This is a genomic window from Pseudahrensia aquimaris, from assembly GCF_042676045.1.
In the GTDB taxonomy this organism is placed as follows: Bacteria; Pseudomonadota; Alphaproteobacteria; order Rhizobiales; family Rhizobiaceae; genus Pseudahrensia; species Pseudahrensia aquimaris.
Map to the genome: position 1 here is coordinate 90,976 of NZ_JBHTJV010000009.1, position 15,489 is coordinate 106,464.

At 55.3% G+C, this 15,489-nt stretch carries 15 protein-coding genes; 8 read left to right on the forward strand and 7 right to left on the reverse strand.

Going from position 1 to position 15,489, the window contains the following annotated elements; translation table 11 throughout:
- Nucleotides 1–63 precede the first annotated feature (63 nt).
- Nucleotides 64–441 carry a YkvA family protein gene (locus ACFQ14_RS09270; protein WP_377212454.1) on the forward strand — a complete coding sequence of 126 codons (378 nt, stop codon included), beginning with the start codon at nucleotides 64–66 and terminating at the stop codon, nucleotides 439–441.
- On the opposite strand, the gene ACFQ14_RS09275 is transcribed toward ACFQ14_RS09270, so the two are convergent.
- On the reverse strand, nucleotides 438–1,418 hold the full coding sequence (locus tag ACFQ14_RS09275) for an NADPH:quinone oxidoreductase family protein (protein WP_377212455.1): 981 nt from the start codon (nucleotides 1,416–1,418) through the stop codon (nucleotides 438–440). The two genes, ACFQ14_RS09270 and ACFQ14_RS09275, sit on opposite strands and share 4 nt — an antisense overlap.
- A 102-nt stretch (nucleotides 1,419–1,520) precedes the next feature.
- Between ACFQ14_RS09275 and ACFQ14_RS09280 the strand changes: the two genes are divergently transcribed.
- The 3 genes from ACFQ14_RS09280 to rlmN all read left to right on the forward strand — a co-directional run bounded on the left by ACFQ14_RS09280 (nucleotide 1,521) and on the right by rlmN (nucleotide 4,175).
- Complete coding sequence (locus tag ACFQ14_RS09280; RefSeq protein ID WP_377212456.1) at nucleotides 1,521–2,105, forward strand: RNA methyltransferase; 585 nt, start codon at nucleotides 1,521–1,523, stop codon at nucleotides 2,103–2,105.
- A 195-nt stretch (nucleotides 2,106–2,300) separates the two neighbouring features.
- Nucleotides 2,301–2,831, forward strand: coding sequence for an invasion associated locus B family protein (locus ACFQ14_RS09285; RefSeq protein WP_377212457.1), 531 nt, complete (start codon nucleotides 2,301–2,303; stop codon nucleotides 2,829–2,831).
- Between the two features lie 102 nt (nucleotides 2,832–2,933).
- Nucleotides 2,934–4,175, forward strand: a complete 1,242-nt coding sequence (rlmN, locus tag ACFQ14_RS09290) for a 23S rRNA (adenine(2503)-C(2))-methyltransferase RlmN (protein ID WP_377212458.1) — start codon at nucleotides 2,934–2,936, stop codon at nucleotides 4,173–4,175.
- Nucleotides 4,176–4,278: 103 nt separating this feature from the next.
- On the opposite strand, the gene ACFQ14_RS09295 is transcribed toward rlmN, so the two are convergent.
- Nucleotides 4,279–5,550, reverse strand: a complete 1,272-nt coding sequence (locus ACFQ14_RS09295) for a flavin-dependent oxidoreductase (protein ID WP_377212459.1) — start codon at nucleotides 5,548–5,550, stop codon at nucleotides 4,279–4,281.
- Nucleotides 5,551–5,591: 41 nt separating this feature from the next.
- Here ACFQ14_RS09295 and ACFQ14_RS09300 point away from each other — a divergent pair, with 41 nt between their 5' ends.
- A complete protein-coding gene (locus ACFQ14_RS09300; protein ID WP_377212460.1) occupies nucleotides 5,592–6,590 on the forward strand; it encodes a bifunctional enoyl-CoA hydratase/phosphate acetyltransferase in 999 nt (332 codons plus the stop codon).
- Here ACFQ14_RS09300 and ACFQ14_RS09305 read toward each other — a convergent pair.
- Nucleotides 6,587–7,135: a L,D-transpeptidase family protein gene (locus ACFQ14_RS09305; RefSeq protein ID WP_377212461.1), complete on the reverse strand. Its 549-nt coding sequence runs from the start codon at nucleotides 7,133–7,135 to the stop codon at nucleotides 6,587–6,589. The two genes, ACFQ14_RS09300 and ACFQ14_RS09305, sit on opposite strands and share 4 nt — an antisense overlap.
- Before the next feature lie 131 nt (nucleotides 7,136–7,266).
- Between ACFQ14_RS09305 and ACFQ14_RS09310 the strand changes: the two genes are divergently transcribed.
- Genes ACFQ14_RS09310 through ACFQ14_RS09320 form a run of 3 tightly spaced genes read left to right on the forward strand, consistent with a single transcriptional unit; the run spans nucleotide 7,267 to nucleotide 9,515 of the window.
- Nucleotides 7,267–7,950: a response regulator transcription factor gene (locus tag ACFQ14_RS09310; RefSeq protein WP_377212462.1), complete on the forward strand. Its 684-nt coding sequence runs from the start codon at nucleotides 7,267–7,269 to the stop codon at nucleotides 7,948–7,950.
- A gap of 18 nt (nucleotides 7,951–7,968) precedes the next feature.
- The gene (locus tag ACFQ14_RS09315; protein ID WP_377212463.1) at nucleotides 7,969–8,463 is read left to right on the forward strand and encodes a cyclic nucleotide-binding domain-containing protein; all 495 of its coding nucleotides are present in this window, start codon (nucleotides 7,969–7,971) and stop codon (nucleotides 8,461–8,463) included.
- Nucleotides 8,460–9,515 carry a serine hydrolase domain-containing protein gene (locus ACFQ14_RS09320; RefSeq protein WP_377212464.1) on the forward strand — a complete coding sequence of 352 codons (1,056 nt, stop codon included), beginning with the start codon at nucleotides 8,460–8,462 and terminating at the stop codon, nucleotides 9,513–9,515. The genes ACFQ14_RS09315 and ACFQ14_RS09320 overlap by 4 nt, the downstream gene beginning before the upstream one ends.
- Here ACFQ14_RS09320 and xth read toward each other — a convergent pair.
- From xth to ACFQ14_RS09340, 4 genes are all read right to left on the reverse strand, one after another.
- The gene (gene xth / locus ACFQ14_RS09325; protein ID WP_377212465.1) at nucleotides 9,512–10,315 is read right to left on the reverse strand and encodes an exodeoxyribonuclease III; all 804 of its coding nucleotides are present in this window, start codon (nucleotides 10,313–10,315) and stop codon (nucleotides 9,512–9,514) included. The two genes, ACFQ14_RS09320 and xth, sit on opposite strands and share 4 nt — an antisense overlap.
- A 103-nt stretch (nucleotides 10,316–10,418) precedes the next feature.
- Nucleotides 10,419–11,057: a LolA family protein gene (locus ACFQ14_RS09330; RefSeq protein ID WP_377212466.1), complete on the reverse strand. Its 639-nt coding sequence runs from the start codon at nucleotides 11,055–11,057 to the stop codon at nucleotides 10,419–10,421.
- A gap of 122 nt (nucleotides 11,058–11,179) precedes the next feature.
- Nucleotides 11,180–13,873 carry a DNA translocase FtsK 4TM domain-containing protein gene (locus ACFQ14_RS09335; RefSeq protein WP_377212467.1) on the reverse strand — a complete coding sequence of 898 codons (2,694 nt, stop codon included), beginning with the start codon at nucleotides 13,871–13,873 and terminating at the stop codon, nucleotides 11,180–11,182.
- A 271-nt stretch (nucleotides 13,874–14,144) separates the two neighbouring features.
- Nucleotides 14,145–15,470, reverse strand: coding sequence for an ammonium transporter (locus ACFQ14_RS09340; RefSeq protein WP_377212468.1), 1,326 nt, complete (start codon nucleotides 15,468–15,470; stop codon nucleotides 14,145–14,147).
- Nucleotides 15,471–15,489: the final 19 nt, after the last annotated feature.

Genomic DNA, 15,489 nt, shown 5'->3' on the forward strand with positions numbered 1-15,489 from the left:
ACGATACGCCAGATTCTTGCACGATTGGCGTTTGATGCCCATATGAGCGTGGAGGAGTGAATGATGGATAAATCGAAAATAGACGACATTTTGCTTCCCGTTCCTCTGGAGGAGCAGGAGCGGCGCGAGAACAAGGTGAAAAGCGAGTTCTGGCCGAAAATGCGTTCGTTCGCCGCGCAAATCCCCTTTGCGGAAGACGCAGCAGCCGCGTGGTATTGCGCGACCGACAAAAACACACCGCTGAAAGTGCGGGGCACTTTGTTCGCCGCGCTCGCTTATTTCATCATGCCGATCGACGTGGTTCCCGACATCTTGGCCTTTATTGGCTTCACCGACGATACCGCCGTGCTGATGGCAGCGCTCGCCCTTGTCAGCCAGAACATCACCGAAGAACACCGGGAAAAAGCCCGCGAAGCGTTGTCGCAAAAGACCGAAGTTTAATCGCTGACGCGCAGCAAAACTTTGCCTTTGACATTGCGAGCGGCAATTTTTTCCAGCGCCGCAGGGCCATCTTCCAACGCAAACACCGAATCCACATGCGGCTTTAGTGTGCCATCGGCCAACCAGCCGAGCAGATCGTCAATGTTCTGACGATTGCCAGCGGGGTCGCGCATGGTGAAGGCTCCCCAGAAAACGCCACGAATATCGGCGCCTTTCAGCAGTGGCAGATTGAGCGGAATGGCCGGAATTGGCCCCGCCGCAAACCCAATCACCAAGAACCGACCACCCCAGGCAATCGCCCGGAACGCACTTTCTGCAAAATCGCCACCAACGGGGTCGTAAATCACGTCCATACCGTTGCCGCCTGTTGCCTTTTTCAGCGCATCTTTCAGATCGACGTCGCTGTAATTGATGCCCTCATCTGCGCCGCACTCTTTGGCAAATGCCAGTTTCTCGTCTGAGGAAGCACAAGCGATAACGCGCGCGCCCATGATTTTACCAAGCTCGACCGCCGCTTGACCAACACCGCCAGAGGCTCCCAGCACTGCCAGCGTCTCGCCAGCTTTCAGCTCTCCGCGGTCTTTGATGCCGTGATAGGACGTGCCGTAAGTGACCATGATGCAGGCCGCCTGCTCATCGCTTACCCCATCAGGAATGTGTGACAGCGCCACTGGCGGGGCAATAATCAGCTCCCGTGCTGTGCCACCCTGCACATAGCCACAAACGCGGTCACCGACCGAAAAGCCCTCGACGCCCTCGCCAAGCGCTTCCACCACGCCAGACATTTCGGCAGCGATGGAAAACGGACGCGGTGGTTTGAACTGGTATTTGTCCTCGATGATGAGACAGTCGAAGAAATTCAGCGCAGCGATCTTTACCCGCACCAGCACCTCGCCCTTTTTTGGCGTCGGCGCTTCAATGTCTTCCACCACGAGGGTAGACGGCGGACCGGGTTCTTTCGACAACAGGGCTTTCATGGGGTGGTCTCCGAGCGGTTGAGCAATTTGCCTTGCCTCTATCGCAGCCGTGCCAGTTTCGCCATAAGGAGAGCGGATTTTTTAAGCGCGGAGCACGATGCGATGAACGCACGCGGCTATTTCGGCATTGGAGTCGAAGGCATTTCAAAGCCCATGAATTTCGGCAACCTATCGCGCACAGCCTACGGTTTCGGCGCGAGTTTCGTCTTCACCGTCGCTCCCGGTCGCTATATCGACGCGCCACCTTCCGATACGACACGCTCCCAAGACCACATGCCTTGGTACACGTTCAAAGGCTGTGATGATCTGCGCTTGCCAGACGATTGCCGTCTTGTTGGCGTGGAATTGCTGGACGAGGCGATAGACCTTCCCAGCTTTCGCCATCCCACCCGCGCAGCTTACATTTTGGGGCCGGAAGGTGGATCACTGTCGCCAGAAATGACGGCAAAGTGCGAGTTCATCATCAAAATTCCGACCCGCTTTTGTCTGAACGTCGCCACAGCAGGCGCGGTGATTATGTATGATCGCATGTTGTCACTGGGCAAATTTGCAGAGCGACCCGTCAAGGTGGGTGCGCCCGCGAGCCCTGCTCCACAACACATCGACGGCAAGGCCAAGTACAGCGGCGGCAAAAGAATTCCGCCGAAAAAGGGCAGGAACCGCCTTGGCCCGGCAAACAAAAGCTGAGCATTTCAAATTCTCGCCTTTTTGGTGATGAAAGAAACAGGGGCTGGTGGGTGCAGGCGACGATTGATACAGTTTTAACCATACCTTTTCAGCAAATTGTAACGGTGTTGTTTCACTTTGCGTGAAGCACGTTGGGAACGGGTCAAACAGCAAACACGCTGTGTTGGCCGTAAAAAAATGAGACAAGCGGTGGGAATGATGAAACGTATTTCGCTTATGAAGACTTCGGCCTTTGCAGGCGCAATGATCGCAGCAGCCATGACGCTGCCACAGGCCGCGTTTGCGCAGGCTCCGGTGCCGATCAAACAACACAATGCTTGGGGTGCCTACAGCTATAACGACGCTCGCGCCGGGAAGATTTGCTACATCCTGTCGATCCCAACGGTAAAAGCGCCCGCAGACCGCGACCATGGCGATGTGTTTTTTCTGGTCAGCCAGAAGCCAAATAAATCCGGTGCGCTCGAACCACAGGTCGAAGTCGGCTACCCGCTGAAAACGGAAACGCCCGTGACCGTCGACATTGATGGCACCAAATTCCAGATGTTCAGCCAAGGCAACAACGCTTGGGTGAGAGACCTCGCGGAAGAGCCAAAGCTTGTCACCGCCATGCGCGCTGGCCGCTCCATGACAGTCTCGGCAGAATCGCGCCGTGGCACTCAGACGACCTACACCTATTCGTTGTCGGGCGTGACGGCAGCACTGAGCGAAGTGAACAACTGCAAATAAGCTGAGCGGCCGCGCGGCCTTGCGAGTGACACAAGACAAAGCCATATAGGCGGCACCCGTGCCGCCTTTTTGCTGTTTGGCGGCGGCCCACTAGGAAACCCGATGCCCCTTTCGCTCGATCTAACCGACGCCAAAACCCGCCTGCAATGGGCCGGAATGACGGCTGCGAGCGGCGACAAAATCGCGCTCATCGGTCTGAACAAGACGCAGATGGCGCAGGCTTTCAAGGACGCTGGCGTCCCCGAAAAGCAGGCGCGTATGCGGGCGAGCCAAGTGTGGCAATGGATATACGTTCGCGGCCACGACGATTTCTCCCGCATGTCGAATATCGGCAAAGAACTGCGCGCCACGCTGGAAGAAAAATTCACGCTCGAACGTCCGGAAATCGTCGAAGAGCAAATTTCCGAAGACGGCACACGCAAATGGCTCTTCCGTTTTCCCGCCCGTGGAGCAGGTGCGCCGGTGGAAGTGGAAACCGTCTACATTCCAGAAGCGGATCGCGGCACGCTATGCATTTCCAGCCAAGTCGGTTGCACACTCACCTGCACGTTTTGCCATACCGGCACCCAAAAGCTGGTGCGCAATCTCACGGCAGGTGAAATATTGATGCAATTGATGGTCGCCCGCGACCGCTTGGGCGATTTTCCCGATGCAGACATTCCCCAAGGCGGTGTCGTGCCAAGCGAGGGCCGGAAAGTCACGAATATTGTGATGATGGGTATGGGCGAACCGCTCTACAATTTCGAGCACGTAAAACAAGCTCTGCTTATCGCCGCCGATGGCGAAGGATTAGGGTTGTCGAAACGGCGCATTACCCTTTCAACGTCCGGCGTGGTTCCAGCGATTTATCGAACGGGCGAAGAAATCGGCTGCGCTTTGGCCATATCGCTCCACGCGACAAACGATGCTCTGCGCGACGAAATCGTGCCGATCAACAAAAAGCACAACATCGCAGAATTGCTACAAGCCTGCCGCGATTATCCCGGCGTCTCCAACGCCAAACGCATCACTTTTGAATATGTGATGCTCAAGGGCGTCAACGATTCGCTCAATGAGGCGAAGGAATTGGTGCAACTGTTGAAAGGCATTCCAGCCAAAATCAATCTCATACCGTTCAACCCGTGGCCCGGCTCAAACTACGAATGTTCCGATTGGGAAGAGATTGAAAAGTTCGCTGATTTCATCAACGCCAACGGCTATGCCTCTCCCATTCGCACCCCCAGAGGCCGCGATATCTTGGCCGCGTGCGGGCAATTGAAATCAGAATCCGAACGGATGCGCATTAAAGAACGCATGGCGCTTGAGGCGACCCGTGCAATGGTTGCAGGGCATGGCGAGGACTAGCGTCTGTCGCTTTGAAGCAGCCCCGGCGGCGAATTATTTCAAGACTACCGCGAAACAGAGAAGCACAAAAATTATAAAATCAATAAACTTCACTCTCAAGCCGTCACACGTGGGTAATGTGAACACTCTTGGGAACTATTGACGGCGCATTATTCAGCGCTTCAATCGAAAATCCGGCAACCGCTTTATATGTTTCCGCATGATGCGCCAGTTCCTCTCGGCTGACCACATCCTCCAGATTCTCAAACATACCGCGGCACTTGTCTTCCATCATTTGCAAAACGGCATCGGGACCGGAGCCTCGGTTGGTTTCTATCAGCTTTTGCATGGCGGGGCGCATTTCCGCCTCGTAGGCTTCCAAAGCAGCAGAATTTACCCCGTACTCAAGAAACGCACGACCGATCTTGCGGGCATCAATTATCGCGGTGCTCGCACCATTCGAACCGACGGGATAAGTCGCGTGAGCAGCGTCACCCATTAAAGTCGTTCGTCCACGGGTCCAGCGCGGCAGCGGATCACGGTCCACCATCGGGTATTCGAACACCTTCTCAGCCTTCTCCATCAACGCCGGGAAGTCGTACCAGTCGTAAACCCAGCTATAAAATTGTGGCAGAAAATCCGACAACGATGCTTCGCGATTCCAGTCGTTCTTTTCCCAGCCTTTCGACGGGTCAAACCACAATTCAGCAATCCAGTTCATAACCGCTTCACCCGTATCGGGGTCAGGCGCAGTGATTGGGTACGACACGATGCGCTGAGTTGCGTGGCCGATTAGCGCCATGGACGCGCCCGTGCGGAACGGTTTGCCAAGGCTTGTTCCACGCCACAAAACGGCACCGTTCCAAATCGGCGGGCCTTCATCGGGGGCCATCTGCGTGCGAATAGCAGAGTGAATGCCGTCTGCTGCAATAAGCACGTCTCCGATGACGTTCATATGCTCACCACCGCGAAGCAAATGGAGGCGCACACCATCATCGCCGTTATCAAAACCCAGAGCCTTCGCACCCAGAGTGATGCAATCGGCCCCGGCACGATCCAGCAACGTATGATAAAGCAACATTGTCAATTCACCGCGATGCACCGAATATTGCGGCCAATGATAGCCTGCCCATATGCCTCGCGGCTCAGTCCAGATTTCCAGTCCGTGCTTTGTGAACATGCCGTATTCACGGGTCTTCACACCGACCTTCGATAGCGCGTCTTCCAGACCCATTTCATACAATTCACGCACTGCATTGGGTTGCACGTTAATGCCAACACCCAGCGGCTTCATCTCGCTTGCCCGTTCAAAAATATGAAACGGCACGCCAATTTGGTGCAGCGTCAATCCGAGCGCCAAACCTGCAATACCACCACCAGCAATCAAAACTGTCATTTCGAATACCTCATGAAACCGTCGCTAGATATCTGAACCAATTGGCCAAGATCGTCCAGCAGGCTAAGAAGCGAAAACGATTCCTCGAAAGAGCCGCTGCCATGACCGAGATCACAGCCAAAACCCGTCCACATTTTCACAAGCTGCTGCAAATGTGTGCTGACCTGCCAGCCCTGCGCACAGCAGTTATCTGTCCTGAGGAAGCCAACGCGCTCGAAGGCGCACTCGACGCCCGTGATGCAGGACTTATCGCCCCGATCTTAGTGGGTGATCGTAGCCGCATCGAAATGACGGCAAACGCCGCCGGGCTGAACATCGAGGGTTTGGAAATTGTGCAAGGCGATACTGAAGAGGCAGCGGCGCATCGCGGTGTAGATCTCGTATCGGAAGGAAAGGCCGACGCCTTGATGAAGGGCTATATCCATTCCGATACCTATCTTGCCGCCGTTATCCGCAAGGAAAACGGCCTGCGCGGCAAGGGCCGCACCAGCCATTGTTTCGTGATGGACGTGCCCAATTGGCCCCGTCCGGTCATCATCACCGATGCCGCACTCAACGTCGCACCGGAATTGAAGCACCTGATCGCAATCACTCAAAACGGCCTTGATCTCGCTCGTGCACTTGGCATTGAAACGCCGAAAGCAGCAATTCTGTCGGCCACCGAGACACCCAACCCCGGCATTCCCTCTTCTATGGTTGCGCGCCAAGTTGCTGACGCCGCCAAAGCGGGTCAGATCACCGGCGGCGAGGTCGATGGCCCCTTTGCGCTCGACAACGCAGTCAGCATAGAGGCCGCAGAGCTAAAGGGCATCAAATCTTCCGTGGCGGGGGACGCGGATATTCTGGTTGTGCCAAACATCGAAGCGGGCAACATCTTCTTCAAAGCCCTTACCTTCATGGGTGGTGGCGAAACGTCTGGCCTTGTCGTTGGCGCAACAGCCCCCGTCATCCTCACCAGTCGCGCCGACAGCGCCGAAGCGCGGCTCGCCTCCTCGGCCTTGGCAGTTCTTTATAACGAATTTCTAAAGACCAGCACCTAGCCAACAACCATCACGGTGCGTCCGTTGATCCTTGGCAACAGCCAGTGCATGTCAGCCCGCGAGATTGCAATGCACCCTTCAGTGGGTCGATAATCGTCATGGGCGAGGTGAAAGAATATCGCGCTGCCACCACGGGTCATTCGCCGCGTGATGTTGTGGTCTATCACAATGAACACGTCGTAGAGATGGTCGTCGCGCAAAAGCCGCTCATGGCTTGCCGGATAGGGCAGCTTGACCCGTCGGTTATAATTGCGGTCGCCAACTGCATCGCACCACCCATCGTTCGGCCCGATCAACGCTTGCGGAAGCGCAGAGACGTTCTGAAATCCAGCATCTGGTCTTGCATAGACATCCAGCAGCACAAAGCGTCCGATTGGTGTCTTGCCGTCACCTTCCCGCTTGATTGATCCCAAACCACCGCGCCCCAAGGCGCAGCGCAAAACGCGCCCACCTGCCTGCAAAAACCCTTGGGTTTCGTGGCCAGGCCGTTTCCGAACAATCAACTGCCGAAACGGCGTATTGCACACATGGTCAGTTCTTTGCACTTTGGCCCCTTTTGGCTCACAATCGACTGGCAGATTTCACAATCGCGTGTGATTCTAATTCACACCGTTTTTTATCATGATTTAGCGGCTTAGATGCGCCTTTTGAAATTTCAGACCAATCCGAGGGAAACATGACCGAACGCACCCTGCTTCTTGTCGATGACGACAACGATCTGCGCGAGGCTCTCGTAGAGCAATTGTCGCTCTACGACGAATTCACAATGATCCAAGAGCAAACGGCCACGGCAGGCATCAAAACCGCCCGCGACAACCGAATTGACCTTCTGGTGATGGATGTTGGTCTGCCAGATATGGATGGCCGCGAGGCGGTCAAGCTGCTGCGCAAGGGTGGATTCAAATCACCGATCATCATGCTCACGGCCCATGACACCGACAGCGACACGATCCTTGGATTGGAAGCTGGGGCCAATGACTACATCACCAAGCCGTTCAAATTTGCAGTCCTGCTTGCCCGCATTCGCGCACAGCTTCGCCAACATGAGCAAAGCGAAGATGCCGTTTTCACCATCGGGCAATATTCCTTCCGTCCGGCACAGAAAATCATGATTGAGGAGGACGGATCCAAGGTCCGGCTGACCGAGAAGGAAACAGCAATCCTTAAATATCTCTACCGCGCAGAGCGTAAGGTCATCACGCGTGATGTTCTGCTGGAGGAAGTCTGGGGTTACAATTCCGGCGTTACCACCCACACGTTGGAAACCCACATCTACCGCCTGCGCCAAAAGATCGAACGCGATCCGTCTAACGCACAATTGTTGGTCACCGACTCAGGTGGATACAAACTTGTTCCCTAATCGCAGGACGGCCCACACATGAGCCTGGATCACGATATCCGCCTGCTGTCGCGGGTGCGGTTGTTCGAAGGCTTTCAGCCCGAACATCTGCGTTTGATCGCGTTTGGCGCGGAGCACCGCACGCTGGCGCAGGGAACTCGCCTTTATCGGCAAGATACCTATTCAGACGGCGGCTATGTGATCATTAGCGGCATGATGCAACTGACGTCCGGGCCAAATGATACAGTTATTTCCGTCCATTCAACCGGAGCGCTGATCGGCGAATTGGCTCTCATCACAGAAACCAACCACGCCGCCACAGCGACCGCAGCGCAAGATTCAGAGGTGCTGAAAATTCCTCGTCCGCTGTTCCGCAGAATGCTGGAGGAATACCCAAGTCTGGCAGAAAGTCTGCGTGACCGTATCAGCACATCCATTTCAGAGTTCATCGCAAAACTGGAAACCGTTCGCATTAAGCTGGACCAAGCAAACGAGCGTGCCGCGCAAGAATCAAAATCAGAGGCCGAGACATGAAGCGCATGGGGCTTGCTTCGTTTAATTTTTCAACCGGCACCGCATTTGTAGCGCTGGCCTGCGCGTTGTCATTTGCTGCACCGAACAACAGCGCGAATGCGCAAGCACCCAACCAACAGCGCTTCACCAAAGTCGAGACCAACTGGCTCGCATGGGCGCGCAAAAATCGTGTCAGTCAATCGCAATTGGCATTGGGCTATCGCGGTCGCATCGTGTACAGCCGCGCACTGAACACCGAAATTGAGGCTCCAATGACGCTGGCCAGCCTCAGCAAAGCAGTCACCGGAGCTTGTTTTTTACAACTTGAAAAAGACGAGGTTCTTTCCCGAGACACAACCTTGGGCGAATTTCGGGCAGAAGGCATTTTGAGAGACTTCTCCGATTCAGCCGCGGACGAAGTGTCTCTCACCCAGTTCCTCACGCACACTTCAGGGCTCCAGCCGGACATCACACAGGGCAATGTTCAAAATCTTTTCAACAAGAGCGAAAACCGTTTGGAGGAGATCGCGCTGGAAGCCGTCGACGCGCGTAATTTGCGCGGCACGATTGGGGATTACTTTTACAACAATGGAAACTATGCGGTGATAGGCGCGATCATCGAGGCCAAAACTGAGACGACATACGAAGAAGCGTGCAAAGAAGCGCTGGAAGAGCTCGACGGAATGGACGGCATCACGCCCAGTCCCTTGCTAAAATCCATTTCCGCCTTTGGCGGTTGGCAAGCATCAGCGCAGAGTTTTTTGACATTCGCCAACGCAGCCTTTGGGCAAAACACCGATATCCAAAACAACCGCTTTGCCCTTCCCTACGCGGAAATTGACAACAACTTATACTATGGCCCTGGCGTTCTTTTTCGAAAAAACCGGACTTTAGGAACCAATGTATGGCATTTCGGCATGTTGTGCTTTCCTGACCCCGAATACGATGCAGGCTCCTATTTCGCTATCATAGGAGGCGATTGGAGCGTTGCAGTCACCCACAACAAGTGTCTGAAAAACAACGCAGCGCTTGAACTCGATCAAACACTGATGCAGGGCATATTCAGCCGCTAAAGCGCGAAACGGGCAATCACCGGCACGTGGTCTGACGGTTTGACCCAGCCGCGCGCTTCGCGCAGCACCGACACATCCACCAATTTTGCAGCCAGTTCCGGCGCTGTCCAAACATGGTCCAGACGGCGACCTTTATCGCTCTCATCCCAATTGGGAGAGCGATAGCTCCACCAGGTGAACAGCTTGTCCTCCGGCGGAAAGTGCTGCCGCATAACGTCCGACCAGCCACCAAGCTGCATGATTTCGTGCATGCCTTCAGTTTCGATCGGGGTGTGGCTGACAACTTTAAGAAGCTGCTTGTGCGACCACACATCGGTTTCCAGCGGCGCAATGTTCAAATCACCCACCAACACTTGCGGCACAGAGCTTTGCACTGCTTTCAACCGCTTCATTTCGTCAAGAAAATCCAGTTTGTGGGCAAACTTCTCGTTCTTGTCCGGGTCCGGGATATCGCCACCAGCAGGCACGTAAAAATTGTGCAAGCCAATCGGTCCGGAAGATGTGTCGATATGGGTATGAACATGACGAGTGTCGCCCTTGCCGCAATAGTCGGTTGAACTCACATCGCGCAACGGATGCTTAGAGACTGTCGCCACTCCGTGATAGCCCTTTTGACCGTGAACAGCGTGGTGCTCATAGCCAAGCTTTTTGAAAGCCTTGGCCGGGAACTGATCGTTCTGGCACTTGATTTCCTGCAAGCACAAAACGTCTGGCTCGTACTCGCGCAGAAAATCTTCCACGATGCCGATGCGCAGGCGCACCGAATTGATGTTCCATGTTGCGATTGAAAACGGGGCCATGCGGGGTGCGCCTTAGCAAAGGGATCAAAGACCCAATTTGCCGAGACAGCGCTTCACTCACAAGGGCTGCACGGGCTTCTCCACGCGCAAATGAGCCAAAGACTTAGCGATCGTTGCTGTTTCGGGTGTTGGCGAGCTGATTGATTTTGAAAATGCGGTCGCGCAGCTTCACGTTATTCTGCACGTTGAAAATCATCACCGACGTATCCTTGCCCTGATCGTCAGTGATCGTCCACTGGCGCAATTCATACGATTTCGGGTCAAACATCAGCGTTATTTTGGCATTTCCAAACACGCTCTTATTGGCGAGGTAGACCGTGGTCAGATCCGCCTCACGCTTCACACCCTTGATCGCTTCGTCGTTAATGTCGATGCGGTCTGACAGCAAAAGCCTCAACGGCGTTTTAGACAAAGGCGCATAGTCCCAAGTCTTCAATCGGCGGTTGTGAATAGCAACCGTTTTGCCATCTGCCTTCACAAGGATCGGGGAAGGTTTGGCGTAGTCGAAGCGAATTTTGCCCGGTCGCTTGAGAAAGAACTTTCCGCCAGTCTGTTCGCCATTAGGACCGAACTGAATGAACTCACCCATCATCGATGGCACGCCAGAGAAATGCTGGCTGATGCGCTTAACCGCGGCGGCATCTTTGCCAGACATTTTTGCCTGAGCAGGCGCAAGGGCCAACATTCCGGCCACGGCGGCACCGAAGAAAATTCTGGAAACGGACTGTGTCAGGGATGCCATAGCGGGATCGTCTTTCGATAAAGCGTGTTTGAAATCCGCGAACTCGAAAACTACTGGCGGACGGTTCCTTGTGTTAAGCGCCAACTTTGGCGCTGATATGATGATGCGCGCAGAGCGCGAGACTATATCGTCTCGTCCTCCGCAGGCACCAGAATCTCGCGTTTGCCCGCATGGTTGGCGGGGCTGATAACGCCCTCTTGCTCCATCCGCTCGATGAGCGAAGCAGCTTTGTTATAACCAACCGACAAGCGGCGTTGAATGTAGGACGTAGATGCCTTTCGGTCGCGCAATACGATGGCCACAGCCTGATCATACGGATCGTCGCTATCGCCCAGACCACCAGCAGCACCGCCGCCACCGCCTTCAGAGCCACCTTCGTCTTCTTCATCTTCTTCCGTGATGCCTTCAAGATATTGCGGCACACCCTGGGCTTTCAAATGATTGACGATGGCTTCCACTTCAGGGTCATCCACGAACGGACCGTGGACACGTGTGATGCGGCCACCACCAGCCATGTAGAGCATGTCGCCCATGCCGAGCAGTTGCTCGGCACCGGATTCGCCCAACATCACGCGGCTGTCGATTTTTGAGGTGACCTGGAAGGAGATACGGGTCGGGAAGTTGGCCTTGATCGTGCCCGTAATCACATCGGTTGAAGGACGCTGTGTCGCCATGATGACGTGAATGCCCGCAGCACGCGCCATCTGCGCCAGACGCTGGACGGTGCCTTCAATGTCTTTACCGGCAACCATCATCAGGTCGGCCATTTCATCGATCACGACCACGATGTAAGGCATCGGCTCCAGATCGAGTTCCTCGACCTCATAAATCGCTTCGCCCGTGTCGCGGTCAAAGCCGGTCTGCACGGTGCGGGTGATATTCTCGCCCTTCGCTGCGGCTTCCTCGACGCGGGCATTGAACCCATCGATGTTACGCACGCCGACTTTCGACATTTTCTTGTAGCGCTCTTCCATCTCGCGCACGGACCATTTCAGCGCAACAACGGCCTTTTTCGGGTCCACGACGACGGGTGTGAGCAAATGCGGGATGCCGTCATAGATCGACAATTCCAACATCTTCGGATCAATCATGATGAGTTTACACTTGTCCGGGCCGTGCTTGTAGAGCAGCGACAGGATCATCGTGTTGATAGCGACCGATTTACCCGAGCCGGTTGTACCGGCCACGAGAAGGTGAGGCATCTTCGCCATGTCGGCGATGATTGGTGCGCCGCCGATATCTTTGCCCAAGCACATGGGCAGTTTCATCTTCGATTGTTTGAACTCTTTGCTGGAAAGCTGCTGGCGCAAATACACCGTCTCGCGCTTTTTGTTCGGCAATTCGATGCCGATGGCGTTGCGACCGGGAACCACTGCAACACGGGCAGCAATCGCGCTCATGGAGCGGGCAATATCGTCAGCCAAACCGATCACACGGGAAGACTTGATACCCGGTGCTGGCTCCAGTTCATAAAGCGTAACCACAGGACCAGGTCGCACAGCGATGATCTGGCCTTTGACGCCAAAGTCCTCCAACACGCCTTCCAGCGTGCGGGCATTTTCCTCAAGCTGCTCTTTGGAGAGCGTCTCGTCCTGAACCAAATTGCGCTCTTCCGAAAGCAAATCCAGATTTGGCAATGAAAACTTGCCGCCCGTCTTTGCCTTTGCGCGAACAGCCTGCGCAGGAGCCGGAGCAGGTTTGGAGGCAACGGGTGCAGATGGCGCAACATCATAATCAGGCATCGCAATCGCTTCAGCCTGTGGTTCGATTGTAACAGGTTCATAAGCCGTCACTTCCGGCTCGATCCAATCTTCGTTATCGTCGGCATCGGCGGCAGGCACGAATGTGTTTGGACGTTGGGCATCGAAATGTGGCTCAACATGCGGCTGCTGCGCCATTGGTGCGTGAGGTGCTTGAGGCTGCATACCTTGCTGCTGCATCTTCGCCAGATAGGCAGCCTGATGGCGCTCTGCACGGCGCCCAGCCATGTTGGAAAGGCCAGCGCGTGCGGAATAATAAAGGTGCATTGCAAGACCAATCGGCATTGCAGCGATGGCGAACCAATCGCGCGAACCGTCATCCGTCTCGGCAAAATCATCAAAGGCGACGTTGCTCTCTTCCACTGCATCGGAATCAGCCACCACCGCACCAGCACGGGCAGGAATGCCCTTGGTCAATCGGCAAGCGCGCAGAAGCGCCCAGAAGCCGGGCACGAAGAAGACCGCGCCCAATACAACTGCAAATGCGCCACCTGGGTAATTTCCTAGGAAAGCGGCTGGAAAGCCCAACACCGCATCGCCCAGAACACCGCCCATACCTACCGGCAAAGGCCACCCATTCGGAACAGCGAGGCAGCTTGCGGCGGAGGATAGAAGCCCCAGTGCCAAAGCCCAAAAGCCAAAACGGGTTTTCAAAAGGCCAAGCGGACGGGCTGTCCATTTGAACAAGCCCCAAACGAGAGGCGGCAACAACAGCACAACCGATGCAAAACCAAAAAACTGCATAGCGATATCAGCAAAACTCGCACCGGCGTAGCCCAACCAATTCGATGGTGATTTGTCGTTAGCAAACGTGATGCTGGGATCGGCAGCGTTCCAAGTGGCCAGCGCAATGCAACCCAAAAGGGCAATTGCCACCAGCGAACCGCCGGAGATTCTGTCAATCGAACGGATGACAAACTGCGGGACGTGCACAGAGATACGTCGTGCGCCACGCGGAGTGCCGCCAGTGGCGATGGGGTCCATATCCGAGGCAGCGCCTGCGGCCGAACCGCTAGCATGTCTCGGCGCTATCATCGTCACATCGCCAGCCTGCATGATTCACCTTCCCAAACACCACAACGCATACACATCAAAGGTTGAGCCGACCTGCAGTCGCACTTCACCCCTGATTAATTTGAAGGCAAGATAGGACGGCGATGGTTAAAGCCCTGTTAACCATCGAAGCGTTTCCCAACGATCAAAACACCATGAAAAAGGCCCACCCGGTTTCCCGGATGGGCCTGTCCCCAAATCTGGGGTGTTGCGGACGCGGCGGGTGGAGAGGGGAGGAGATCCCGCCGCGTCAACCTGTGTGTCAGTTCAACCCTTAGCCACGGCCAAAGGTAAACTCTGGATAGGCGTCCACACCCACCTCGCCACGGTCGAGACCGTTGGCCTCTTCCTCTTCGCTGACACGGATACCAATGACCGCTTTGAGGATGAGCCAGACAACAGCCGAGACAACCACGGTGAAGATGCCGTAAGACGCGATACCAATCAGCTGCACGCCGAGGTTTGCATCACTGTTGGTCAAAACCACAGCAATCGTACCCCAGATGCCTGCAAACAGGTGAACAGGGATGGCACCGACAACATCATCAATTTTCATCTTGTCCAGCAGCGGCACGGTGAACACCACGATTGCGCCACCAATACCGCCGATGATGATCGCCATAATGGGCGACGGTGTCAGCGGCTCAGCCGTTATGGCAACGAGACCAGCAAGCGCACCGTTGAGCACCAGTGTCACATCAACCTTCTTGTACATGATCTGCAGCAGCACCAGCACGGTCACCACACCACCGGCAGCAGCAAGGTTTGTGTTGGCAAAGATGCGTGAGACGTCGGAGACATCGTTGATCGTACCCATTGCGAGCTGGGACGCGCCGTTAAAGCCGAACCAACCGAGCCAGAGAATGAACGTGCCAAGCGTTGCCAGCGGAATGTTGGAACCCACCAGCGGCATAACCTGACCGCCTTCACCGTACTTACCCTTGCGAGCGCCCAGAATGATCGCACCCGTCAAAGCAGCCCAGCCGCCCACGGAGTGAACCAGCGTGGAACCGGCAAAGTCGAGGAAGCCCATCGCGTCCAGCCAACCAGCACCCCATTTCCAGGAACCGGCAATCGGGTAAATGAAGCCCGTCAGCAGAACGACAAAGATCAGGAAGGGCCACAGCTTGATGCGCTCAGCGACCGTACCCGAAACGATGGATGCGGCAGTTGCCACAAACACCATCTGGAAGAACCAGTCGGACGCTGTCGAATAGCCCGTATCAAGCGCATTGCCGCCGACCGGATCAAACGAATAGGTGCCGAAGGAACCCATGTAGCCTCCGTCAACGCCTGTATACATTAGATTGTAGCCGACAACCCAATACATCAGGCCGGCGATTGAATAGAGCGAAATGTTTTTCAAGCACTGCATTGAGACGTTCTTGGAACGCACCAGGCCGGCTTCGAGCATCGCAAAGCCTGCAGCCATCCACATGACCAAGAAGCCGCCGATCAAGAACAGCAGCGTATTGAAGATATAGGCCGTTTCGGGCGAAACGGGTGGAGCGGCGTCCTGAGCGAATGCGGCGGGCGCAAGCGCCACGCCAAGAGCGGCGATGCCAACCATCAGACCGCCTGTTTTTGTAAGAGATTTCATCTGTCTTTTCCCTGAATGT